Origin of the sequence: Actinoplanes sp. NPDC048988, from assembly GCF_043197815.1 — a bacterium.
Taxonomy (GTDB): domain Bacteria; phylum Actinomycetota; class Actinomycetes; order Mycobacteriales; family Micromonosporaceae; genus Actinoplanes.
Genome location: NZ_JBICTW010000013.1, coordinates 202,052 through 224,774 on the forward strand (window position 1 = coordinate 202,052; position 22,723 = coordinate 224,774).

Sequence of the window (22,723 nt, forward strand, 5' to 3'; positions counted from 1 at the left end):
CGACAGAAATCAGCGGCCGCGGCCGGCGCGGTACAGCTGGATCAGGTTGTTCGTCGACGAGTCGTCGTCGGCGGCCGGGGCCGACGAGGCGGTCAGTTTCGGAGCGAGCTGGTTGGCCATGACCTTGCCCAGCTCGACGCCCCACTGGTCGAACGAGTTGATCTGCCAGATCGTGCCCTGGGTGAACGTGATGTGCTCGTACAGGGCGATCAGCTGGCCCAGCACCGCCGGGGTCAGCTTCGGCGCGATGATCGTCGTGGTCGGGTGGTTGCCCTGCATCACCCGGTGCGGCGCGATCTGCTCCGGCGTGCCCTCGGCGAGGACCTGCTCGAGCGTACGGCCGAAAGCAAGCGCACCCGTTTGGGCGAAGAAGTTCGACATGAACAGGTCGTGCATCTCGCCGATGTCGTGGTTGGGCTGGCTGAAACCGATGAAGTCGGCCGGGATCAGCTTCGTGCCCTGGTGGATCAGCTGGTAGAACGCGTGCTGGCCGTTCGTGCCGGGCTCGCCCCAGAAGACCTCGCCGGTCTGGTAACCCACGGAGCTGCCGTCGAGACGTACGGACTTGCCGTTGCTCTCCATGGTCAACTGCTGGAGGTACGCGGCGAAGCGGTGCAGATATTGCGAGTACGGCAGGATCGCGTGCGACTGGGCGCCGAGGAACGTGTCGTACCAGACGTTGAGCAGGCCCAGCAGCGCCGGGACGTTGCTCTCCAGCGGCTGGGTGCGGAAGTGCTCGTCGACGGTGTGGTAGCCGCCGAGCATGTCGGCGAACTGCTCCTTGCCGATCGCGATCATGACGGACAGGCCGACCGCGGACGGCAGCGAGTAACGGCCGCCCACCCAGTCCCAGAAGCCGAACATGTTGGCGGTGTCGATGCCGAAGTCGGCGACGCGGGAAGCGTTCGTGCTGACCGCCACGAAGTGCTTGGCCACCGCCGCGTTGTCACCGCCGAGGCCCTTGAGCAGCCAGTTGCGGGCCTCGGTGGCGTTGGTCAGCGTCTCCTGGGTGCCGAAGGTCTTGGAGACGACGACGAACAGGGTGGTCGCCGGGTCGAGGTCGTGCGTCTTCTCGTACAGGTCGGTGGGGTCGATGTTCGAGATGAACCGGCATTCGATCTCGGCCGCCTTGTACGCCTTCAGCGCCTCGTAGGCCATCACCGGGCCCAGGTCGGAACCGCCGATGCCGATGTTCACGACCGTCCGGATGCGCTGACCGGTGTGGCCGGTCCACTCCCCCGAGCGCACCTTGTCGCTGAACGCGCCCATGCGGTCGAGCACCTCGTGCACCTCGGCCACCACATCCTGCCCATCGACCACGAGCTTGGCCGTACGGGGAAGACGCAGCGCCGTGTGCAGCACGGCCCTGTCCTCGGTGACGTTGATGTGCTCGCCGGCGAACATCGCCGCGATCCGCTCGGTCAGCTTCGCCTTGCCGGCGAGCGCCAGCAGCGCCGACACCACCTCGTCGGTGACCAGGTTCTTGCTGTAGTCGACGGTCAGGTCGGCCACCGTGGCGGTGAAGCGCTCGGCGCGCTTCGAGTCGCTGCCGAACAGGTCGCGCAGGTGCACCGCCGAGAACTTCTCGGCCTGGCCCTGCAGCGCCTGCCATTCGGCGCTGTCGGAAACGTGTTCGCTCATTGACCTTGTCTCTCGCTCGAAACCCGGACTCTCATCCTCATCCTGGCACGAATCGCAGCGCGGCGACGGCGACGCAGTGGAGATCACTACCTCATAGACGGCACACAGACCGGCCACAGAGCCGCCACGGCCCCGCCGCCGACCGTGGACGCCATGACGACCTTGATGGAACGACCAGCGGCGGCCGCGCCCCGGCACGAGGCCCCGGCCCCTCGCAGACCGCGCCGGTGGCCTGTCCTGGTGCTGCTCGCGGCGACCGCCGTCCTCTATCTGTGGGACCTGAGCGCCTCCGGATACGGCAACAGCTTCTACGCCGCGGCCGCGCAGGCCGGATCGCAGAGCTGGAAGGCGTGGCTGTTCGGCTCGCTCGACGCGGGCAACGCCATCACGGTCGACAAACCACCCGCTGCGATGTGGGTCATGGGCCTGTCCGCCCGGATCTTCGGCGTGAACAGCTGGTCCATCCTGGCCCCGCAGGCCCTGATGGGCGTGGCCAGCGTCTGGTTCCTGTACGCGGCGGTGAAGCGCTGGTTCGGTACGGCGGCCGGCCTGACCGCGGGGGCGGCGCTGGCGCTGACCCCGGTCGCGGTGCTGATGTTCCGCTACGACAACCCGGACGCCCTGCTCGTGCTGCTGATGACGGCCGGCGCCTACACGACGGTCCGGGCGGTCGAGAAGGCGTCCTGGAAGTGGCTGGCGCTGACCGGCGTGCTGCTGGGCTTCGGCTTCCTGACCAAGATGATGCAGGCGTTCCTGGTGCTGCCGGCGTTCGCGCTGGTCTATCTGGTGGCGGCGCCGACGGGGCTGGGCAAGCGGATCCGGGACCTGCTGGTGGCCGGCCTCGCCCTGATCGTCTCGGCCGGCTGGTACGTGCTGCTGGTCGAACTGTGGCCGGCGTCGTCCCGCCCGTACATCGCGGGGTCGACGAACAACTCGCTGTGGGAGCTGGCGCTCGGCTACAACGGCCTGGGCCGCATCCTGGGTGGCTCCGGCAACGGAGGGGGTGGCGGTGGCGGCCAGAACACGTCGTTCGGCGGCGCCACCGGCATCGGCCGCCTCTTCGGCTCCTCGATGGGCCTGGAGATCTCGTGGCTGCTCCCGGCGGCGCTGATCGCGCTGGTCACGGTGCTGGCGGCGACGTGGACGGCGCCGCGCACCGACCGGGCCCGCGCGGCGATGATCCTGTGGGGCGGCTGGGTTCTGGTCACCGGCCTGACGTTCTCGTACATGAGCGGCACGATCCACCCGTACTACACGGTGGCGCTGGCTCCGGGCGTCGCGGCGCTGGTGGGCGCCGGCGGGCGAGTGCTGTGGCTCTACCGGACCCGGGTGTGGGGCCGAGTGATGCTGGCGGCGATGGTCCTGGCCACGGCGGTGTGGGGCTGGGTGCTGCTGGGCCGGGCCGACTGGCTGCCGATTCTGCGCTGGGCGTCGCTGGGACTGGGCGCGGTGTTCGCCGTGGCGCTGCTGGTGCCGGCGTCACGGCTGCGCCGCTGGGGGGTGGTCGCCCTGGTGGCGGCGATCCTCTCGGCCGGCGCGGGAGGCGCCGCCTACGCGGCGGCGACGGCCACGGTGGCTCACACGGGTTCGATCCCCACGTCGGGCCCGTCGTCCGCCGCCGGCGGCATGGGCGGTGGCGGTTTCGGTGGCGGTACGCGGGGTGGCGCCTTCACTCCCAACGGCACCCCACCCGGCTCGTCCTCTTCGTCCAGCTCGTCATCCACTGGCTCGCCGGCCGGACCCTCGTCGGCCGGCGGCGAGGCGACCGGCGACGGGGCGACCGGCGACGGGGCGACCGGCGACGGGGCGACCGGCGGCGAGGCGACCGGCGGCGAGGCGACCGGCGGCGAGGCGACCGGCGGCGAGGCGGCCAGCGACGGCGCCACCGCGGGCGGCGGGCCCGGTGGTGGCGGCACGAGCAGCAACTCGGAGCTGAACGCCCTCCTCGAGGCCGGCACCACGAAGTGGAGCGCCGCCGTCAGCGGCGCCACCTCCGCCGCCGATCTCGAACTGGCCACCGGCACCTCGGTGATCGCCCTGGGCGGCTGGAACGGCGGCGACGCCTCACCGACCTTGGAGCAGTTCGAGGCCTATGTGGCGGCCGGCCAGATCCACTACTACATCTCCGGCGGCGGCATGGGCGGAGGCGGCATGGGCGGCACCACCACGGAGGCCGGCAAGATCGCTGCCTGGGTGGCCGAGCATTACACCGCCACCACGGTCGGCAACACCACCGTCTACGACCTGACTCAGACCGCCACCAACTGATCCTCCGGACCGGCCGAATGCAGTACAGGAGCCCCGCGTCCCGCCGGACGCGGGGCTCCGCCGGCCCACGGCTTCGGGTGGCCAGGGTGACCAGAGTCTTCAGCCCGGATGCCGGCGCTACGGCCCGGTGTCGCACTCAGTCCGCTTCGCCGGGCCCGGAAGGGCGCCGATGCGGTGGGGTGGCCGACGACGCGTACAACTTCCTAGGAGGCTAGTTCGAAAGGGCAAGCGAGAAACTTCAGGGCTTCCGAGGCCGGCAGCGGGCGGGAAAGCAGATATCCCTGGGCGTAGTCGCAGCCCATGTCGCGCAGGATGCTCAGCTCCTCGGTGTCGGTGAGCAGGACACTCTCGGTCATCTCCAAGGTGAGCAGGTGCGGCGGCATGCCGGTTTCGGCCAGAACCTCGGCGACCGTGCCGGCCAGGTCTCCCGTCTCGAACTGGCGGACCGAGACGTTCACCGCCATGTGCACGCCGCCCCAGGCCACCGCCTGTCGGCATGCCGTGGCCATGACCCAGCGGCCCAGCGGCCCGATCAGGCCGGTCGACTCGGCGACGCCGATGAAGTCGAGCGGCGGAACCAGGCCGCGCACCGGATGCTGCCAGCGGACCAGCGCCTCGAAACCCACTACCTCGCCGGTACGCAGGTCGACCGGCGGCTGGTAGTGCAGGACCAGTTCGTCGCGGTCGAGAGCATGGCGCAGGTCGTCGGCGAGCGACACCCGCCGCATCAGCGCGTCGTGCATGCTCGGGTGGTACGCCGTCCATCTGCCGCCGCCGGCCTCCTTCGACCGGTACATGGCTAGGTCGGCGTTGCGCTGCAACTGTTCGATGTCGCTCGCGTCCACAGAGGACGCGATGCCGATGCCCGCGCCCGCGCGGACCTCGCGCCCGTCGATCACGAACGGGGCTTCGAGCTCGCCGAGGACGCGGTCGGCGACGTCCACCGGCGAGCCGGTCGGCACGATCACCGCGAACTCGTCGCCGCCGAGGCGGGCGACCAGATGCGGCTCGGCGGCGCGCAGCCGCCGCGCCACCTGCACGAGCAGCTGGTCGCCGGCGGCGTGTCCGAGACTGTCGTTGATCTCCTTGAAGCCGTCCAGGTCGAGGAAGAGGATCGCCACCTCGCCCTCGGCGACGGCCGCGGCCAGCCGCTCGCGGAACAGGCTGCGGTTGGCCAGGCCGGTCAGCGCGTCGTGACCGGCGTCGTGGCGCAGACGCTCCTGGAGGCCGCTGGCCTCACTGATGTCACGGGTGTTCAGGACCAGACCTTTGATGTACGGGTCGTCGAGCAGATTCGTGATGGTCATCTCGGCTCGGCGCTCGACCCCGTCGGCATGGCGGATCATCACCTCGAACGTGGTCGTCGCGCCCCGCATCACCTCGGCGATCTTCTCCGCGACCAGCGGGCCGGTGACGTCGGTCAGCCGGACGCCGACCGAGTCACCGACGCGGTATCCGAAGATCCGCTCGATCGACGAGCTCGGGAAGCGGACCGTCGCGTCGGCGTCGAGCCACGATCAACAGGATCGAGAAGAAACGGCACCAGGGCGAGCGCGCACAGCGCCACCGTGCCCAGGATCACGTCGGCCACCGGATGGCTGATCGCGTACGGATGACCGGCCGCGAGCGCCGGCTGGATGACCAGGTTCCAGCAGATCACGAACAGGGACGTCGTGATGAGCAGCGCGTCGACGAAGCCGAGGGCCACCCGGATCCGCATGCCCGCATGATCGGGATCCGGGCGGGGCAGTTGAGACAAACGCGGCGGCTCCCTGGGGAGAGCCGCCGCGCGAAGATTACTTCTTCTTCTTTTTCTTGTCTTTCTTGTCCTTCTTGTCCTTCTTGGACTTCTTCGCCATGGCGGACCCCCTTTCCAGCATTCCCACGTCAGTGGTTAACGGTACGGAAAGGGAGCACTACGGGAAGTCAAACGAGTGTGAACAATGGGTGTCACAGGACACCTGGGATTCGGTTGACCTCGCCCACCACGCCTGTATCAGCCCAGCTTGACCTGGAAGACCGGGTCGGCGGCGAGCTTCTTGAACGCGGCGAGCGCCGGGGCGGTGCTGTTGATGCTGATGTCGCGGTCGCCCTCGTCGTCCCTGGCGGTGTCGAAGTACACGATCGCCTTGATGGCCGGCCGCTTGGCCAGCTCGGGCAGGACGCTCTGGTAGACCGGCGCCTTGTCGGCGGTCTTGCCCACGCGGTGGTAGGCGCCCCACTCGGCGACCATGAGCGGCTTGGCGGCGTGCTTGGTGGTGGCCCACTCGTAGAAGCCGAGGCCACCGCCGGTCGGCGCGCGGTCGAGCAGGTCGTTGAACTTGCCGTAGTGGTAGTAGCCCTTCTCGGCGCTCACGTACGAGTCGAGACCCATCCAGTCGACGACGTCGTCACCGGGGTACAGGTCCTTCCACCAGCTCTGCGCCATCCACTTCTCGTTGCCCATGTACGCCATCACGTTGATCACGTTGGTGGCGCCCTTGGCCCGCAGCCGCTCGATGGTGTGGCGGTACATCGCGGCGAAGTCCTTCGCCTCGAAGCCCGAGCCGGCCCGGGCCACGACGTCGTTCTCCGGCTCGTGGTTGATGGCGAGGAAGAACTTCTTGCCGTACGCCTTGGCGCGCGCGGCGAAAGCGTCGATGCGCTTGTCCTGCTCGCCCCTGGCGACCTTGGCCCAGTTCGAGCCGTACGCGATCTTCCAGTTGGTCAGGAGCACGCGCGGGTTCGCGGCGTCCGCGGTCATCGCGATCTCGGCCTTGGTCGGGAAGAGCTCGTCGCCCTTGTGGTACGTGTGGAAGATGGTCGAGGTGCGGCCGCTGAGCTTCTCCCAGTCCTTGAGGGCCTGGTCGCGCGGGGCGTCGGTGAAGCCGCCGGCCGCCGCGCCCCAGAGGACACCGCAGGTGGGGACGAGCTTGTCACCCGTCGTGCAGTCCTTTCCGGCCGCCGGCACTGGCGGCGACGTGTCGCCTTCCGTGGTCACCTCGAGGACCGGGGCGCCGGTCTTGGCCTCGGCCGAGTTGAAGCGCATGGCCGACGACGCCGAGGTCAGGGCGAACGCGTACGTGCCCGGGCCCGTGATCGACTTGCCCAGGTCGACGGAGAAGGTGCCGCTCGGGGTGGCGGTGCCGACGACGGCGCCGAGCGTGGGCGCGGTGGCGCCGGTCAGCTTGCCCTCGGTCCAGGCGGTGCTGGTCACCTTGCGGACGCTGAGCTGGCCGGCGAACTTCGCCTGCGCGGTCAGGGTCAGGCGGGCCGACGCGACGTTCGTGCCGGCCGGAACCGCGAACTTGAGGAAGGAGGTCTTGGTCTCCTTGCCGATCACGCCGGCGACCAGCTTGTCCTCGGCGCCGAAGACGGTGCCGGTGCGGACCGTGGAGACGTAGGTGTCGTCACCGGCGGCGAGCTTGATCGTCGCGCTGGTGCCGGCGACGGCCGTGGTGCCGGTCAGGGCGGTGGCGCCCGCACCAGCGAGCACGGCGGTCAGGACCGAATACCTCTGCAGCTTCGAACGACGCAACTTGACGAACTCCCCCGCTGTGTCCGGCACCTTCGTGGCCGGGCATGGGAAAGAGATTCCAGGCCGCCCGGTGCGCGCCCGGTGCCCCGGACGGTGCGGTCAGGTTGCGGAGGCGGTTTTCCTCAACTTGCGCTTCTCGGCCTCGCTCAGGTAGCCAGACAGGATGATGCCGATCATCGACGGGCACAACGACCTGCCCATGCAGTTGCGCGGACGCTACGGATACGCGGTCGACGGGCTCGACGAGCCGCGGCCGGAGTTGCAGACGGACCTCCCCCGTCTGCGGGCCGGCGGGGTGGGCGGGCAGTTCTGGTCGGTGTACGTGCCCGGCGACCTGAGCGAGCCCGAGGCGGTCGTGGCGACCATGGAGCAGGTCGACGCGGTCTACCGGATGGTGGCGGCGTATCCGGACGACTTCGCCATCGCCTACAGCGCGGACGACGTCACCCGCGCCATCGAGGCCGGAAAAATCGCGTCGCTGATCGGCATCGAGGGCGGCCACAGCCTGGCGTCGTCGCTGGGCGTTCTGCGGTCGTTCGCCCGCTTGGGCGTACGGTACGTGACTCTCACCCACAACGAGAACCTGTCCTGGGCCGACGCGGCGGTGCGGGAACCCCAGGTGGGCGGCCTGAACGACGAGGGCCGAGCGGTGGTCCGCGAGATGCAGCGCATCGGCGTGCTGGTCGACCTGTCCCACGTCGCCCCGGTGACGATGCACGCGGCCCTGGACACGGCGTTCGCCCCAGTGATCTTCAGCCATTCCGGCGTACGGGCCCTGCACGATCACCCGCGCAACGTCCCCGACGACGTCCTGACCCGCCTGCGCGACAACGGCGGCGTCATCCAGCTCACGTTCGTGGCCCCGTTCGTCTCGGCCGAGGCCCGCGCCTGGTCGGCCGCCGCCGACGAGGAACTGGCCCGACTGGGCCTGCCGGTGGCGGGCTGGCCCCGGGCGCCCCGCCCCGGCGAGGAGCCGTCGGCGGTCCAGGACTGGCCCGGCCCCGACCCGATGGAGCACCCGTCGTTCACCCCGTGGCTGTCGGCCAATCCCCGCCCGCCGGTACCCGCCACGCTGGTGGCCGACCACGTGGAGCACGCCCGCGACGTGGCCGGCGTCGACCACGTGGGCCTGGGCGGCGACTTCGACGGCACCACGGAACTCCCCGACGACCTGCGCGACGTCTCCGGCTACCCGCGCCTGCTGGCCGAACTGTCCAGCCGTGGCTGGTCAGGCCCGGAACTGGACAAACTCACGGGCGGCAACATCCTCCGTGTCCTGCGCGAATCAGAGCGCCTGGCCCAGGAGCCTCTCTGGCCCTTGTCGCCGGCCCGCTGACGGCATCCCGGTGGCGCCCCCAGTGCAAGTGGGGCGCCACCGCCCTTTCCGCTACTGCTCTTTACGCCCGCAGCCCTTCACGCCCGCAGCCCCTCACGCCCGCAGCCCTTCACGCCCGCAGCCCCTCACGCCCGCAGCCCCTCACGCCGCTGGCTTTTGCGCCGCTGGCCTTCACGCCGCCGCGTCGGCCGGCGGAATCGGGCGCAGCCGGGCCGGGGCCGGCACGAAGTAGTCGCTCTTCTTGGGCTGCTCAACGGCGGCCTCCCGCCCACGCTGCCGCGGAACGGGCATCATGCGCGGAATGTGCTTCGCGCAGTGGATGTAGGCCTCCTGAACCCGGGCCACGACCCACACCTGCGCCCGAAGCCCCGGCGGCACATCATCCTGCACACCGGGGTCCTCGACGATCTCAGCCGTGCCGTTGACGTGCAGCCCGATCGAGTCCTGAAAGTCGACGAAGAGAAGCCCGACGTGCCCGTTCTCGGTGATGTTGCCCAGACTCGCCATGACCCCGTTGCCCCGATACTCGGGCCAGCTGAGGTGCTCCTCGTCCAGCACCCGCACGAACCCGGCCGGCCCGGCCCGGAAGGTGCTGTCACATTCCCCACCGGCATCAGCAGTCGCCAGGAACATCATCTCCTGCCGCCCGATGAACTGCCGCATCCTGTCATTGAGGCGGTGCAGGGTCTGCCGCTCCGCAAAGGCGTCCGCCCGCTCCCGAGTACCGAGCGTGTCCTGCAGCCGCCGCTCACCGTGGTTCATGATGGCCCTCCAGCTCCCGGATCCTTCCCGCTGCGCGACAGTTTCACATCGTGCGCACGAGATCGCACTGAGTCACATGCACCACCCGGCATACAAAGCTCCACCCCGAATCAACACCGTTGACGCAGCCCAGCCTCCCCTTCCCCACGAACCCCACCACCAGCACTTGTCACTCGATCGGGTGACATGAGAGAACACTTCACGCAGCCACTTCACGCTGTCCACTGGCCGCATCGCGAGCCCCGCCGCCACAGACGGCCGAGCAACCGCCGCGCCACCCCCTGCCCACCCGCTTCGGACACAGCGGGCCCGCCGCCCCCGCACACCCGTTCCGGACGCCGGCGGCCCGCTGCGCTCCCGCCCACCCGCTTCGGACACGGCCGGCCACCTGCGCCCCGCCACCCGCTTCGGACACGGCCGACCCGCCGCGCCCCCGCCTCAGACGCAGCCGGCCCGCTGCGCTCCCACCCACCCGCTTCGTCCACAGCAGGCCCGCTGCGACTGCCGTCGGGCACAGGCGCACTCGGCGCATGCGCGGTCCGCTTCGCCTCGCCCAGCGCGGTCGCGGCGCCCGTTCTCCGGCTTGCCGGGCTCAGACGAGGCCGGCGTCGTGAACCAGGAGGGCGACCTGGACGCGGTTGTTCAGCTCCAGCTTGATCAGGAGGCGGGACACGTGCGCCTTCACGGTGGCGATCGACATGTACAGGTCGGAGGAGATCTCCGCGTTCGACCGCCCCTGCCCGAGCGCGAGAGCGACCTCCCGCTCCCGCTCGCTGAGCCGGTCGAGCCGTTCGGCGGCACGGACCTGCGACGGTTGCGCCGGCGCCGCCACATGCGCGATCAGCTGCCGCGTCACTGTGGGTGACAGCATCGCCTCACCCTGCGCCACCCGCCGAACCGCCCGCAGGATCTCCACCGGCGGCGTGTCCTTGAGCAGAAACCCGCTGGCCCCGGCCCGCAAGGCCCGCAACACGTACTCGTCCGCGTCGAACGTCGTCAACACGATCACTTCGGGCGCCCCGCTCCGCGCCCGCAGCGTCTCGGTCGCCGCGAGCCCGTCGACTTTCGGCATCCGGATGTCCATCAGCACCACATCGGGCCGGTGCGCCGCCACGGCCCCCGGCACTTCGGCACCGTCCGAGGCCTCGCCCACCACTGCCACGTCGGCGGCCGCCGACAGGATCATCGTCAGCCCAGCCCGAACAAGCGCGTCGTCGTCGACGACCAGCACCCGGATCGCCTCCCCCGCCGGCCCGGCGTTGTCACTCACCGACGCACTCCTCGGATCGGGCCGCGGGCGGAGCTCACGAGGGCCACGGAAGCCACGCGGTGAGCGCGAACTGGTTGTCGGGGGTGCGCCCATGTTTCAGGCGACCACCGGCCAGGGTGGCCCGCTCGGTGAGGCCGATCAGCCCCGTCCCTGTGCCGGGGATGGCGACCGACGGGTTCAGCAGGGGCCAGGGATTGCGGATGTTGATGGTCAGGCCATCGCCCGCGGCGCCGTCGACAGCGACTTCCACCGTCGTGCCGGGCGCGTGCTTGCGAGCGTTCGTGAGGCCTTCCTGCACGATCCGGTACGCCGTCCGGCCCGTACCGTCCGGCACGGTGGCGGGCTCGATCCGTACATCCAAGCGGACCTTGACTCCCGCCGAGCGCGACTCGTCGGCCAGGGCGGGCAGCGCGCCGAGCGTGGGCTGGGGCGGCTCGGGCGCGCCCTCGTGCCCTTCGGCCCGCAGCACGCCGATCACCTCGCGGAGGTCCTGCAACGCCTGGTGGGCGCTGGCCCGGATGACGCCGGCGGCGGTCGCCACGTCATGCGGCGCCGCGTCGGGCTTGATCTCGAGCGCGCCCGCGTGCAGGCTCAGCAGCGAGATGCGGTGGGCGAGCACGTCGTGCATCTCGCGGGCGATCCGGTTGCGCTCGAGCGAGCGCGCCTGGGCCACCCGCAGCTGCTGCTCCGACTCGGCGCGCTCCGCGCGGTCGCGCAGCGACAGCACCAGCTGGCGTCGGGAGCGGACCACCATGCCCCAGAGGCAGACGATCACGATGATGACCGCACCCCATGCCGTCGACTCCCAGTAGGGGTCCTTGCCCTCGGGCCGCAGCACGGGGAAGGCGGCGTTGGTCAGCACCGCCGCGCCGGCGAACACCGCCATGACCACGAACCGGCGATGCACCGCCACGGTGAACAGCACGATCAGGCAGGTGATGGCCGCGGCCACCGAGAACAGTGAGACCAGCATGGCGAACGTGGCCAGCGGAATCAGCCAGCGGCCACGCCGCCACCACAGGCCGAGCCCCGCGATGGTGCCGGCCGCGAAGTCGAGCCAGATCATCCAGATCGTCGCCCCGTCCCATTCCGGCACCACGCTCGGGTCGGTCTGCAACAGGTCGATCGTGACGAGCAGCGTGAAACCGTAACCAAGCGTGAAGCAGAGCAGATCGATCACCCAGTCGCGGGTGGATCGGCGCGTCGGGACGGCCGACTCCAGCCCGGCCGGTAACAGCCACTGATACTCAGGCTTCAGCATTCCCACGAAGGCGACTTTACGAGCCGGTGCGCGTCGGCCGATACCTACCAAAGTAGGTGTTCGGCCCCTACCAAGGTTTCTTGCCGGCGACCTCCGGCCGACGCGCCGGCCCGGCCGGCACCGCCACGCTGGAAGCATGATCACGGTCGAACATCTCACCAAGAGGTACGGCAACCATCCCGCCGTCGACGATGTGTCGTTCTCCTGCGAGCCGGGCACGGTAACCGGTTTCCTCGGGCCGAACGGCGCCGGCAAGTCGACCACCATGCGCATGATCTGCGGCCTCACCCCGCCGTCGTCCGGAACGGCTACCGTGAGCGGGCTCCCGTACCGGCGGCTCGGCAACCCCGGCCGCCACGTCGGGGTCCTGCTCGACGCCTCCGCCCAGCATGCCGGGCGGACCGGCCGCGAGGTCCTCAGCCTGGCCGCGCTCACCATGGGCGTCGACACCCGCGAGGTGCCCCGCGCGCTGGACCGGGTGGGGCTCAACGCGACGGCCGCCAAGCGCCGGGTACGGGCGTACTCGCTCGGCATGCGGCAGCGGCTCGGACTGGCCTTGGCCCTGCTGGGCGACCCGGCGGTGCTGATTCTGGACGAGCCGGCGAACGGCCTCGACCCGGAAGGCATCTTCTGGATGCGTGGCCTGCTGCGGGAGTTCGCCGACCGGGGCGGCACGGTACTGCTCTCCTCCCATCTGCTCCGCGAGGTCGAGGCGGTCGCCGACCACCTGGTCGTGATCGGCGGCGGCCGCATCGTCGCCCAGGGCGACAAGGCGGAGCTGCTCGCCGCCTCCGGCACCCTGGTCCGGGCGCTCGACCCGGCCGGGCTCGACCTGGTGCTCAAGCGCGCCGGTCTGGCCGGGACGAAGACGACCGACGGGGGCGTCGTCGTCCAGGCCGGCGCCGAGGCGATCGGGCGGGCCGCGGCCGACGCCGGACTGGTACTGATCGAGCTCCGCCCGGCCGGTAGCGGCGGGCTGGAGCAGATGTTCCTCACCCTGACCGCCGGTGATTCCGTGAAGGAGGCTGTCCGATGACCGCCGTGCTCGAGACCCCGCCGCAGATCGAGCGGGCCGGCACCCGTCCGGTGCCGATCGGCCGGCTCACCGTGATCGAGTTGCGGAAGCTGGCCGACACCCGGGCCGGGCTGTGGCTGCTCATCGTGATCGCCTTCGCCACGGCCGCCACCTCGGCGATCATGATCGGCTGGGCGCCCGACGAGGAGCAGACGTTCCAGGAGTTCTTCCAGTTCGGCCTGCTGCCCTCGTCCGTGCTCCTGCCGGTGCTGGGCATCCTGTCCATGACCGGCGAGTGGTCGCAGCGCACCGCGCTGACCACGTTCACCCTGGTGCCGGCGCGCGGCCGGGTCATCGGGGCCAAGCTGATCGCCGGGGTGCTGATCGCCGTCGCGTCGACCGCGGCGGCGCTGGCGCTGAGCGCCGTGGCCAACCTGCTGGGGGCGGCCCTCGGCGGCGACGGCTCCTGGACCATCGACGGCTCGGTGATCTGGCAAGGCGTCGCCTTGCAGGTGATCTTCGTTCTGATGGGCATCGGTTTCGGTGCCCTGCTGCTGAACACGCCGCTGGCGATCGTCGCCTTCTTCGCCGTGCCGATGGTCTGGAGCATCCTCGGCGGGACGATCAAGGCCCTGCGGACCGCGGCCGAGTGGATCGACATCAACACCACGACGACGGCCATGTCGGAGCCGGGCATGACCTCGGGCGAGTGGGCCCGGGTCGGTGTCTCCGCCGCGGTGTGGGTGGTGCTGCCGCTCGCTCTCGGCGTGTGGCGCGTCCTGCGCCGCGAGGTCTCGTAGTTTGCCGGCGGCTGGGCGGGGGTACCGTGGCGCATGCCCATCGGTGCCCAGCCGCCCGGCCGTCGCGGCACGGTCGATCAGCCCTACAGCGCGCTGAACCTGCGGCTCGTCCTCGCCGCGTTCGGTTTCGTCGTGTGCACGGTGCTGGCGATCCTGCTGTTCCGCTCGGGCTGGACGGTTCCGGGCTGGCTGCTGCTCGCCTGGGCCGTCGTGGCGGTGGTCGACATGGTCGTCGTCCAGCTGCGTCGGCGGGCTCGCCGCCGCGCCGAGGGCGATCGCGACCACTCGGTGTTCGAATAGCCGCATGTTGCCGGTCCGCCCGGCACGTGACGGGTAGCGTCCCCGTTCATGGACCGCGTCCGCTTCGCAGCCTTTGCGGCGATCGCCCTTCTCATCCCCCTGGCCGTCGCACCCAGTCCCGCGATGGCCGATCGGGACCAGGCCGGCGCGGCCGCGGACACCCGCGAGCTCGACCGCACCCAGTTCACCTTCGACGGGCGGGTGCTGCCGAAGGAACCCCGATATCGGCCGCACGTGCGGTCCCGGGCGGCGGCCGAGCCGAAGCCGACACCACCGGTGGGCACCGCGCGGAACTGGCTGGGACTCGACGACACGAGCGGCCAGTTCTACGGCAAGAAGTACACGCTGCGGGCGGTCGGCCGGCACATCGAGGTGTGGGTGGCCGAGGACCTCGCCTTCCCGGCGACGGACTGCCGCAAGAACTCGGTGGAGGTCACCGACGCGCAGGTGGCCGATCTGATCGACGAGTTCGACCGGAAGATCTACCCCTTGGAGACCGCGGTCTTCAGCACGCCACCCAGCCGCGACGGCACGAAAGCCACGGCGGCCGGCGATTTCACCGGTGACGGCGACAAGACGGTCACCCTGGTCGACAACGTCCGCGACGCCAACTTCTTCACTTTCCCCAAGGCGGTCACCTACACCGCCGGATTCTTCTCGTCGCAGCTCAACGAGCTGTTCGATCGCAACGTCATGACCATCGACGCGTACGACTGGAAGCACCGCCTCGGCGCCGACCCGGCGCACGATCCGGCCGGTGACCTGTGCACGAGCCGGCCCGCCCGGCCGCGGATGTACGAGTCGACGTTCGCCCACGAGTGGCAGCACCTGCTCGAGTATTACGCCGACCCGCGGGAGGCCAAGTGGCTCAACGAGGGGCTGGCCGATTTCGCGCAGACCCTCGTCGGTTACGTGGACGCCCGCTCCAAGGTCGACGAGCCCGGCAACGACACGCACATCATGTGTTTCCAGGGGTTCGGCCCCGTCAAGACGAAGTACAACGCGAACCCGCGCGACTGCGGCGGCCCGCAGAACTCGCCGAATCTGTGGGATGAGGGCACGCCCAGCGAGGTGCTGGCCGATTACGGCCTCGTCTATCAGCTCATGCTGTATCTGCGGGACCGGTTCGGCCTGCGGACGATCTCGCTGCTGCACCGCGACGGGATGCGCCAGGGCCTGGCCGCGATCCAGGCGGCGCTGCCGACCGGTGTGCCGCTGTACGACGTGTTGCACGACTTTCAGACGATGACGCTGGTCGACCGGATCGCCGGCGAGCCCGGCGGCACGGTGATCGGGACGGAGGCCGGGAAGGTCACGGCCAAAAGCTTGCGATCGACGGTCAACCTCGGCAACAAGGCCCTGTACGCCGAGCCCGGAGCGGCACCCAACGGCGCCGATTACGTGCCGTTGCCGACACCCGTCCGGTCGCTCAGCTTCGCCGGGGCCACGCACCTGCCACCGCTGCCGACCGGCTGGCGGGTGGCCGAGAAGACGCTTTTCTCCGGCAACACCGACGACCTCGACTCGCACGCCGTCCGGGCCGTCACTGTCCCGGCCGGCAAGCCCGCGCTGACGCTCGAGACCTCCTACGCGCTGGAGGACCGATACGACTACGGCTATGTGACAGTGTCGACCGACGGCGGGCGTACCTACATGGCGCTGCGCGGCGACCGCACCAGTGTCGGGCCGCTGGGTTTCGGGATCACCGGAACCAGCAACGGTGTCGTCTCCGCGCGGTACGACCTCACCTCGTACGCGGGAAAGAACGTCCTTTTGGGTCTGCGGTTCGTGACTGACGCCGGCGGTAGCCGGGGCGGATGGCGGATCGGCACGATCACGCTGGACGGGCAGACGCTCAGCGATGGCTCCACGCTGGACGGATGGACCTCGCCCACGTCGATCAGGCCCGTCGCGGTGCACAACTGGCACGTGCGGCTCGTCGGGCTCGGCGAGGACCGGGTGGAGATCGTGACGCTGGACGAGTTCGCCCGGCTCGCCTCCTATCCCCAAGTGGTGGCGATCGTGTCCTACGACGAGCCGACCGAGAAGATCAAGCAGTACGCGCCATACCGCCTGACGGTCAACGGCGTGCTTCAGCCAGGCGGCAGCAAGCCGTAGATGAGCGCGGTCGAGCCGGAACCGGCCTTGTTGATCTGGCCGCCGCAGAGGACGTAGGCGCCCGTCGGCGGGAGCGCGGCCAGGTTGGCCAGGCACTCCAGGCTGATCCGATGACGCTGATAGACCAACCGGGACACCGCCAGACCGGTGTCCCGGCCCGGGTCGGGGCCGAAGGTGTCGGTCCCCGTGCCACCCCTGCGGCCGAGCCGGCCCGTGTCGATCAGCCAGCGCACCGTCTCGAGGGCGAAGCCCGGCTGGTGGAGCACTCCTCCGGCATCCGCGTTGAGGAAGGCCTCCGTGCCCCAGCGCTGGTCCCACCCGGTCCAAATGATCACCATCGACTCGTCCGGGATGCGGCCGTGCCGCCGCTCCCACTCCTCGACGTCGGCGATCGTCACCTCGTAGTCCGCGTCGCGCGCGCACTGCTCCCGCACGTCGATCCGCACCGCCGGCAGGCATAGGTCCTCCAGGTCGAGCTCGTCGGCCAGCGGCTGGCCGGAACTGAAATGGCCGGGCGCACCCCAGTGGGTGCCGGTGTGCTCGCCCTCGTGGACGAGGCGCAGGTAGAACCCCTCCTGTCCGATGGTGGCCACCGTCTCGAGCTCGAAAGCCGGGTCGCCGGGATAGACGACGGTGGTGTCGGGGTCGTTGAGGTGGGACAGGCTGATCAGGCGGGGCGGCGCCCAACTGCCGGCGGATCGGGTCATGCACACACATTGACACTGTCACGATGACAGTGTCAAACTCGTTGGCATGTGGACGATCGACGAGCTGGTGGAACGGGTACGCGAAGCCCTCGCGGCCGAATACCCCGGTGCGCCCAATGCCCGCGTCCGCGACGTGCCCGACCGGCGGGCGATCCGGTGGTATACGACCATCGGCCTGGTCGACAAGCCGTCGGGCATGCGGGGGCGCACCGCCCTCTACGGTCCTCGGCACCTGCAACAGCTGGTGACCATCAAGCGCCGCCAGGCACTGGGCCAGAGCCTCGCGCAGATTCAGGCCGAGTTCGCCTGGATCTCCCCGGAGGCCCTGCGCGTCGCCGCTCAGATCCCGGAGCATCTGCTCGGTGACAGTGACGGTGAGGGTGGCGACGGCCCACCGCCCGACGCCACCAAGACCCGCCCGCGTTTCTGGACAGACCCGCCCGGGCAGCAGGCCTTCCACAGACCGCCGCCAATCGTCGAAGAGGCGAGGGACCGCCCGGCGCGCCGGGCGACCGCCCAGCCCGTCTCCGGCGTCGCCCTCGAGGGCGGCGTCCTGCTCATCGTCCCCCGCCCCCTGACCGAGCGCGACCGCGACGACATCGCCGCGGCCGCCGCGCCACTGATCGATCTGCTCGCCGCACGTGGCCTTATTGATGGGAGTTCCGTATGACCTTCTCCGTCGCCCCGATGAGCCCCGGCGAGATCAGCCGCGTGCGGATCCTGCCCGACTCCGGCTTCGGCTGCCTGCGCACCGACCGCGGCGCCCTGCCACTCGACCGCCTCGACGTCCGCGCGCACATCAGCGGGCTGGGCGCCCGTACCGTCGTGGTCACCGAATTCGTCAACGTGCACGAGGTCGCGCTCGAGGCGACCTACGTCTTTCCGCTGCCCGACCGCGCGGCCGTGACCGGCATGACCATGACCGCCGACGAGCGCACGATCGAGGCGGAGCTGCAGGAGCGGGCGGCGGCTCGCGAGACGTACGACAAAGCCGTCGCCGCCGGTCAGCGCGCCTCCATCGCCGAGGAGGAACGGCCCGACGTCTTCACCATGCGGGTCGGGAACATCCTGCCCGGCGAGCGGGTGACGATCCGGCTGAGCCTCGTCGGCCCGCTGCCGTTCGAGGACGGCGCCGCCACGTTCCGCTTCCCGCTCGTGGTGGCCCCGCGCTACATCCCGGGCACCCCGCTGCCCGGCCCGTCGGCCGGTGACGGGCAGGCGCAGGACACCGATGCCGTGCCGGACGCCTCCCGCATCACTCCCCCGGTTCTGCTGCCCGGCTTCCCCAACCCCCTGCGGTTGTCAGTCGGCGTCGACATCGACCCCGCCGGCCTCACCCTGGGCCAGGTCACGTCAAGCCTGCACACCGTCGTCGACCAGGACGGCACGCTGAGCATCAAGCCCGGCGAACGGGCCGACCGCGACTTCATTCTGCGGCTGCCGTACGCGGGTGGCGGCGAGACCGCGATCGGCGTGCCCGACGAGAGGGCCGAGGAGCCCGGCGGCGTGTACCAGTTGGTGGTTCTACCGCCGGCCGAGGCCGCGCCCGCCCGCCCCAAGGACGTGGTGCTGCTCCTCGACCGTTCGGGGAGCATGGGCGGGTGGAAGATGGTGGCCGCGCGCCGCGCCGCCGCCCGCGTCGTCGACACACTGACCGGCGCCGACCGCTTCGCCGTGCTCACCTTCGACCACCAGGTCGACCGGCCCGACGACCTCGGCGAGGGCCTGGTCGAGGCGTCCGACCGCAACCGCTTCCGGGCCGTGGAACACCTCGCCCGGGCCGGCGCCCGCGGTGGCACCGAGTTGCTCAGCCCGCTGTCGCAGGGACTCGGGCTGCTCCGGGCCAGCGAGGACCGCGACCGTGTGCTCGTGCTGGTGACCGACGGCCAGGTCGGCAACGAGGACCAGATCGTCCACGACATCACGCCGCTGATCGGCACCACCCGCATCCACACGATCGGCATCGACCGCGCGGTCAACGCCGGATTCCTGGGCCGGCTGGCCGCCCTGGGCGCGGGCCGGGCCGAACTGGTGGAGAGCGAGGACCGGCTCGACGAGGCGATGGAGCACATCCATCGCCGGATCGGCTCGCCGGTCGTGTCCGGCCTGCGGGTCAGCGCCGAGGGACTGCGCCTGATCGACGACGAGCGCACCCCGGCCCGGCTGCCGGGAATCTACCCGGGAGTCCCCCTCGTGGTGAGCGGCCGCTACGCCGGCTCGGCCACCGGCGGGCGGTTCACGGTGACCGGCCGTACCCGCGACGACCGTGAGTTCAGCACGACGATCGCCCTGGAGGAACGGTCGGAAAGCGCGATCACGGCACAGTGGGCGCGGGCCCGGCTGCGCGACCTCGAAGACGCGTACGCGGCCGGCGATCGAAGCCTCGAGCAGCGCATCGTCGCCACCTCCTTGCGGTACGGCGTGTTGTGCCGGTTCACCGCGTTCGTCGCGGTGGACAGCCGGGTCGTCAACGAGGGCGGCCAGACCCGGCGGGTGACTCAGCCGGTCGAGCTTCCCCAGGGCTGGGAGGGGCCGGGCGACGTCGCGCCGGCGATGCTTCGCATGGCGGCGGCGTCGTTCGCTCCGCCGATGCCGCCGGGCGCGCCGGCGCCGGCCGGTCCCGCGTTGTTGAGCTTCGACGGCGCCGCTGAGACGTCGGCCGGTGCCGGCGCCGGGGCGGTGCTCGGCGGCGCGCCCGGCGGCCGGCGGACGGCTGCCGCCTCGGGCTTCGCCTCGCCGAGGGCGAGGGCGTCGTTCGCCAAGCTGGCCGGTACGGGCAGTTCGGCTCCGTCTGTCGACGAGATGCGCTCGCTGGCGGCGACTGAGGTCCAGCGCCTCCGCGACGCGGCCGGGCTTCCGGTCTGGGAGCGGCGTGATCTGCTCGACGACCTGGCCAGCCGGCTCGACGTTCTGGTCGGGTCGGCCGGCGACGAGACGTTCCGGCCGTTGGCCGACCTGGTGGCACTACTGCGAGGCGACACCGCGGTCGACGAGAAGTGGGAGGCCGCTCTCCAGACCTTGAGCGCTTTCGCCGGCGCCGCGGCCACGCCGCCGCCCGCTGACCCCGGTCCGGCTCCGACACGAAAGGCCTTCTGGAAACGCTGACTCCACGAAGGGTGCGAGTGTCGGGCGTGGAGGGTCACGAGGTAGGTTTTTGGCGATCTTGAGCGCCGCCGGGGAAGTGAGCGTGGTGACGGCTGTGCCTGTGTCGGCTTGTCGACGGAACGAGGGCGTTCGCTGTCCGGGCGGGCGCAACGGGTGGAAAGTCGGATGTTCGGCGGGCGGTGTGGGCTCGATCATCGCGGGTAGGTTGGTCGGTCGATCGTCTCTTGAGGGCTCGACGGCGGCGGGGGTTTCGTGACAGGCGACGACGTGGGTGACGAGCGGGATCCGCTGCTTGTCCGGCCGTTCGTGCTTCGCGACTCCGAAGCGCCGGACACCTCGGACACCTCAGTTGCGCCGGATGCTTCGGGCGCGCTGGGGGTTTCGGCGGGCAGCGGTGACCGCGGCGGGTCGGAGCAAACCTGGCCGGCGGCGGCGAAAGACGCTGAGGCTCGGCGGACTCGGGACGGCGCGGATGACGCCACGGCCGTGATCATTCTGCCCGGCGGACGGCGAGGACCGGGCGGGTTGCGAGGGCCGGGGAGGCTGAGAGGGCCGGGCGGCCGTCGTCGGCGGCTGGTCGTGGTGGCCGTGGCCGCCGTGGTGGTGTTGCTCGGGGCTGCGGCGGCGGGATACGCGGCGCTGCGGTCGGATGTGCGGCCGCAGGTGACAGGGCTCGCCGAGGGGCCGCTGCCGCCGGCTTCCGGGCCTGCGGCGACTGCTGGGTCGGCGCCGGCCGATGCGGGTCTGCCGTCGGCGGCGGGAAGCGGGCCGGGTGGCGGCACGCGGTCGACCGCGGGTGCCGGATCAGGGCCGGGGTCGGGGCCGACTACGGCGGCCGGGACGAAATCGGCGCCGGCCGCGTCGACGCCGCCGGCGAGCTCAGGGGCCAGTGGGGCGCCGGTCATCGCGTCCTCGCCGGCCTCGCCTGTGGCGACGACGACCACGGTGCCGGGTGGGACCGGTGCCACGCCGAGTGTGCCCGCCGGGATCGCGCCGGTGCCGCCGGCGGCTGAGCGGGTCGGTGTCGTCCGGGGGCAGAACGGGATGTGCCTCGACCTCAACGGTGGGGTGCCGTTCGACGGCAATCACGTGCAGGTGTTCGGGTGCAACCGGTCCTTCGCGCAGACGTGGACCTTCGCGTCCGACGGGACCCTGCGGGTGGCCGGCAAGTGCGCGCTGGTCGTGGGGGACGGCTCGATTCAGATCGTCGGCTGCGACGGGCGGACCACGGCCCAATGGCGGGTCTCCGGGCAGCTGGTGGTCAACGCCTCGAACAACGGGTGCCTGACCGATCCGTCCGGCGGGCGGTGGTCGGGGGCCCGCGTGCAGGTCGTGAACTGTGACGGTTCGGCGAAGCAACGCTGGTCACTTCCATAGCCGGGAACGAGGAGGTTTGTGCTTCTCTAACTTGTGAGTCTTTTGATCGCTGTGCTCGCCGCAGTGGCCTACGCGGGCGGATCCGTGCTCCAGGCGGCGGCCGCGCGCCGGCCGGGGACGGTGCTCGCCCTGGCGGCCTCACCGCTCTACCTGGCCGGGCTGGCCGGGGACGGCGGCGGGTGGCTGCTTTCGCTCTGGGCTCTGCGGGGCCTTCCGGTGTACGTGGTTCAGGCCGTTCTCGCCGGGTCGGTCGGGCTGACCGTGCTGCTGGCCGGAGTGGTCCTGCGAACGCGCCTGCGCCGGCGGGACTACGTGGCCGTCGGGGTGATGGTGGCCGCGCTCGCCGTCATCGGGCTGTCCAGCCGGGAACAGCCGGCCTCGACGCCGGCCCACGGGACGACAGTGGTGTTGACCGTGGGTGGGTTCGCCGTGGCGGTGATCGCGGGGGTGGCGGTGCTGCTCGCCGCCCGGACCGATCGGCGAGGGCTGCTCCTGGCGGGGCTGGCCGGGCTCGCGTACTCGGCTACCGCGCTGGCCGGGCGGGCTGTGTACGTTCGTACGCCCTGGGTCTCGACCTTGGCGGAGCCGCTGCTGTGGGTCGTCGTCTGCAGCGGGATCGCGGGGACCGCGGCCTATGCGGCCGCCCTGCGCCGGGGCGGCGTCGCGCCGGTCACCGCGCTGCTGTGGGCGGTCGAGGTGATCGTGCCGGCCGCCGTGGCGGTTCCGCTGCTGGGTGACGAGATCCGCCACGGCTGGGCCGTGCCTGCCGCGCTGGGCATCCTTGCCGTGGTCGGCGCCGCCGCTGTTCTGGCCAGCTCATCCGGGACCGCCGCCAGCGTGGACTCGTCCGGCACCGCCGGCGCGGCAGACGAAGCCGGCAGGGCGGACGGCGCGAACCCGGCAGAGCGAGCGAACACCGCCGACGCAGCCAGCGCTGCGGACGGGGGGAAACTCCGCAGTTGAGCGCGGCGCCGCGCGTGAAGGCGATACCGCGCGAGGAGCCGACCCCTACGCGAGAAGCCGCCCCCCTCACGTGAAGCCGACCCCCTCACATGAAGCCGATCCCACGCGTAAAGGCGACACCGCGCGAGAAGCCCCACGTGAAGCCGCCCCCACGCGTGGAGGCGACACCGCGCGAGGAGCCGACACCACGCGGGAAGCCGACACCACGCGGGAAGCCGACACTGCGCGTGAAAGCGACACCGCGCGTGAATGGGGCGTGGTGGATGAGGCCGGTGTAGAAGGG

General features: G+C 71.0%; 18 protein-coding genes. 10 read left to right on the forward strand and 8 right to left on the reverse strand.

Annotated elements, in window-relative coordinates:
* Positions 1–9: 9 nt before the first annotated feature.
* Entirely contained in the window at positions 10–1,641 is a 1,632-nt protein-coding gene (gene pgi / locus ACGFJ7_RS32905) for a glucose-6-phosphate isomerase (RefSeq protein ID WP_360253558.1), read from the reverse strand.
* A gap of 153 nt (positions 1,642–1,794) precedes the next feature.
* Between pgi and ACGFJ7_RS32910 the strand changes: the two genes are divergently transcribed.
* Positions 1,795–3,909, forward strand: a complete 2,115-nt coding sequence (locus tag ACGFJ7_RS32910; RefSeq protein WP_392645637.1) for a glycosyltransferase family 39 protein — start codon at positions 1,795–1,797, stop codon at positions 3,907–3,909.
* Between the two features lie 203 nt (positions 3,910–4,112).
* On the opposite strand, the gene ACGFJ7_RS32915 is transcribed toward ACGFJ7_RS32910, so the two are convergent.
* From ACGFJ7_RS32915 to ACGFJ7_RS32925, 3 genes are all read right to left on the reverse strand, one after another.
* Positions 4,113–5,381: a putative bifunctional diguanylate cyclase/phosphodiesterase gene (locus ACGFJ7_RS32915; RefSeq protein ID WP_392645718.1), complete on the reverse strand. Its 1,269-nt coding sequence runs from the start codon at positions 5,379–5,381 to the stop codon at positions 4,113–4,115.
* Positions 5,330–5,629: a hypothetical protein gene (locus ACGFJ7_RS32920; RefSeq protein WP_392645639.1), complete on the reverse strand. Its 300-nt coding sequence runs from the start codon at positions 5,627–5,629 to the stop codon at positions 5,330–5,332. The genes ACGFJ7_RS32915 and ACGFJ7_RS32920 overlap by 52 nt, the downstream gene beginning before the upstream one ends.
* 276 nt (positions 5,630–5,905) lie before the next feature.
* Positions 5,906–7,426 carry a DNRLRE domain-containing protein gene (locus ACGFJ7_RS32925; protein ID WP_392645641.1) on the reverse strand — a complete coding sequence of 507 codons (1,521 nt, stop codon included), beginning with the start codon at positions 7,424–7,426 and terminating at the stop codon, positions 5,906–5,908.
* Positions 7,427–7,589: 163 nt separating this feature from the next.
* Between ACGFJ7_RS32925 and ACGFJ7_RS32930 the strand changes: the two genes are divergently transcribed.
* Entirely contained in the window at positions 7,590–8,762 is a 1,173-nt protein-coding gene (locus ACGFJ7_RS32930) for a dipeptidase (protein ID WP_360253567.1), read from the forward strand.
* 171 nt (positions 8,763–8,933) lie between these two features.
* On the opposite strand, the gene ACGFJ7_RS32935 is transcribed toward ACGFJ7_RS32930, so the two are convergent.
* From ACGFJ7_RS32935 to ACGFJ7_RS32945, 3 genes are all read right to left on the reverse strand, one after another.
* Positions 8,934–9,524 (reverse strand): pyridoxamine 5'-phosphate oxidase family protein, encoded by a 591-nt coding sequence (locus ACGFJ7_RS32935; RefSeq protein ID WP_360253569.1) that lies wholly within the window; start codon positions 9,522–9,524, stop codon positions 8,934–8,936.
* A 592-nt stretch (positions 9,525–10,116) separates the two neighbouring features.
* The gene (locus tag ACGFJ7_RS32940; protein WP_392645642.1) at positions 10,117–10,794 is read right to left on the reverse strand and encodes a response regulator; all 678 of its coding nucleotides are present in this window, start codon (positions 10,792–10,794) and stop codon (positions 10,117–10,119) included.
* A 34-nt stretch (positions 10,795–10,828) separates the two neighbouring features.
* Positions 10,829–12,055, reverse strand: a complete 1,227-nt coding sequence (locus ACGFJ7_RS32945) for a histidine kinase (protein WP_392645720.1) — start codon at positions 12,053–12,055, stop codon at positions 10,829–10,831.
* Positions 12,056–12,191: 136 nt separating this feature from the next.
* On the opposite strand from ACGFJ7_RS32945, the gene ACGFJ7_RS32950 reads away from it, so the two are divergent.
* The 4 genes from ACGFJ7_RS32950 to ACGFJ7_RS32965 are packed head-to-tail and all read left to right on the forward strand — an operon-like array spanning position 12,192 to position 16,288.
* The gene (locus ACGFJ7_RS32950; RefSeq protein ID WP_360253575.1) at positions 12,192–13,091 is read left to right on the forward strand and encodes an ATP-binding cassette domain-containing protein; all 900 of its coding nucleotides are present in this window, start codon (positions 12,192–12,194) and stop codon (positions 13,089–13,091) included.
* On the forward strand, positions 13,088–13,870 hold the full coding sequence (locus ACGFJ7_RS32955; protein WP_360253577.1) for an ABC transporter permease: 783 nt from the start codon (positions 13,088–13,090) through the stop codon (positions 13,868–13,870). The genes ACGFJ7_RS32950 and ACGFJ7_RS32955 overlap by 4 nt, the downstream gene beginning before the upstream one ends.
* A gap of 33 nt (positions 13,871–13,903) precedes the next feature.
* On the forward strand, positions 13,904–14,170 hold the full coding sequence (locus ACGFJ7_RS32960) for a hypothetical protein (RefSeq protein WP_360253579.1): 267 nt from the start codon (positions 13,904–13,906) through the stop codon (positions 14,168–14,170).
* Positions 14,171–14,218: 48 nt separating this feature from the next.
* Positions 14,219–16,288 (forward strand): peptidase M6 immune inhibitor A, encoded by a 2,070-nt coding sequence (locus ACGFJ7_RS32965; RefSeq protein ID WP_360253581.1) that lies wholly within the window; start codon positions 14,219–14,221, stop codon positions 16,286–16,288.
* Here the strand turns inward: ACGFJ7_RS32965 and ACGFJ7_RS32970 are convergent.
* Positions 16,264–16,995, reverse strand: coding sequence for a cyclase family protein (locus ACGFJ7_RS32970; protein WP_392645645.1), 732 nt, complete (start codon positions 16,993–16,995; stop codon positions 16,264–16,266). The two genes, ACGFJ7_RS32965 and ACGFJ7_RS32970, sit on opposite strands and share 25 nt — an antisense overlap.
* Positions 16,996–17,041: 46 nt before the next feature.
* On the opposite strand from ACGFJ7_RS32970, the gene ACGFJ7_RS32975 reads away from it, so the two are divergent.
* The 4 genes from ACGFJ7_RS32975 to ACGFJ7_RS32990 all read left to right on the forward strand — a co-directional run bounded on the left by ACGFJ7_RS32975 (position 17,042) and on the right by ACGFJ7_RS32990 (position 22,440).
* The gene (locus ACGFJ7_RS32975; protein ID WP_360253585.1) at positions 17,042–17,665 is read left to right on the forward strand and encodes a MerR family transcriptional regulator; all 624 of its coding nucleotides are present in this window, start codon (positions 17,042–17,044) and stop codon (positions 17,663–17,665) included.
* The gene (locus tag ACGFJ7_RS32980; protein ID WP_392645647.1) at positions 17,662–20,100 is read left to right on the forward strand and encodes a VIT domain-containing protein; all 2,439 of its coding nucleotides are present in this window, start codon (positions 17,662–17,664) and stop codon (positions 20,098–20,100) included. Before ACGFJ7_RS32975 ends, ACGFJ7_RS32980 begins: the two co-directional genes overlap by 4 nt.
* A gap of 996 nt (positions 20,101–21,096) precedes the next feature.
* Positions 21,097–21,477, forward strand: coding sequence for a ricin-type beta-trefoil lectin domain protein (locus tag ACGFJ7_RS32985; RefSeq protein ID WP_392645648.1), 381 nt, complete (start codon positions 21,097–21,099; stop codon positions 21,475–21,477).
* A 51-nt stretch (positions 21,478–21,528) separates the two neighbouring features.
* Entirely contained in the window at positions 21,529–22,440 is a 912-nt protein-coding gene (locus ACGFJ7_RS32990; RefSeq protein WP_392645650.1) for a hypothetical protein, read from the forward strand.
* Positions 22,441–22,723 lie beyond the last annotated feature (283 nt).

Coding starts and splice junctions, on each gene's coding strand:
- pgi (WP_360253558.1), bottom strand. CDS start 1,641: ATGAGCGAACACGTTTCCGACAGCGCCGAATGGCAGGCGCTGCAGGGC.
- ACGFJ7_RS32910 (WP_392645637.1), top strand. CDS start 1,795: ATGACGACCTTGATGGAACGACCAGCGGCGGCCGCGCCCCGGCACGAG.
- ACGFJ7_RS32920 (WP_392645639.1), bottom strand. CDS start 5,629: ATGCGGATCCGGGTGGCCCTCGGCTTCGTCGACGCGCTGCTCATCACG.
- ACGFJ7_RS32930 (WP_360253567.1), top strand. CDS start 7,590: ATGATGCCGATCATCGACGGGCACAACGACCTGCCCATGCAGTTGCGC.
- ACGFJ7_RS32935 (WP_360253569.1), bottom strand. CDS start 9,524: ATGAACCACGGTGAGCGGCGGCTGCAGGACACGCTCGGTACTCGGGAG.
- ACGFJ7_RS32945 (WP_392645720.1), bottom strand. CDS start 12,055: ATGCTGAAGCCTGAGTATCAGTGGCTGTTACCGGCCGGGCTGGAGTCG.
- ACGFJ7_RS32950 (WP_360253575.1), top strand. CDS start 12,192: ATGATCACGGTCGAACATCTCACCAAGAGGTACGGCAACCATCCCGCC.
- ACGFJ7_RS32955 (WP_360253577.1), top strand. CDS start 13,088: ATGACCGCCGTGCTCGAGACCCCGCCGCAGATCGAGCGGGCCGGCACC.
- ACGFJ7_RS32960 (WP_360253579.1), top strand. CDS start 13,904: ATGCCCATCGGTGCCCAGCCGCCCGGCCGTCGCGGCACGGTCGATCAG.
- ACGFJ7_RS32965 (WP_360253581.1), top strand. CDS start 14,219: ATGGACCGCGTCCGCTTCGCAGCCTTTGCGGCGATCGCCCTTCTCATC.
- ACGFJ7_RS32970 (WP_392645645.1), bottom strand. CDS start 16,995: ATGACCCGATCCGCCGGCAGTTGGGCGCCGCCCCGCCTGATCAGCCTG.
- ACGFJ7_RS32975 (WP_360253585.1), top strand. CDS start 17,042: ATGTGGACGATCGACGAGCTGGTGGAACGGGTACGCGAAGCCCTCGCG.
- ACGFJ7_RS32980 (WP_392645647.1), top strand. CDS start 17,662: ATGACCTTCTCCGTCGCCCCGATGAGCCCCGGCGAGATCAGCCGCGTG.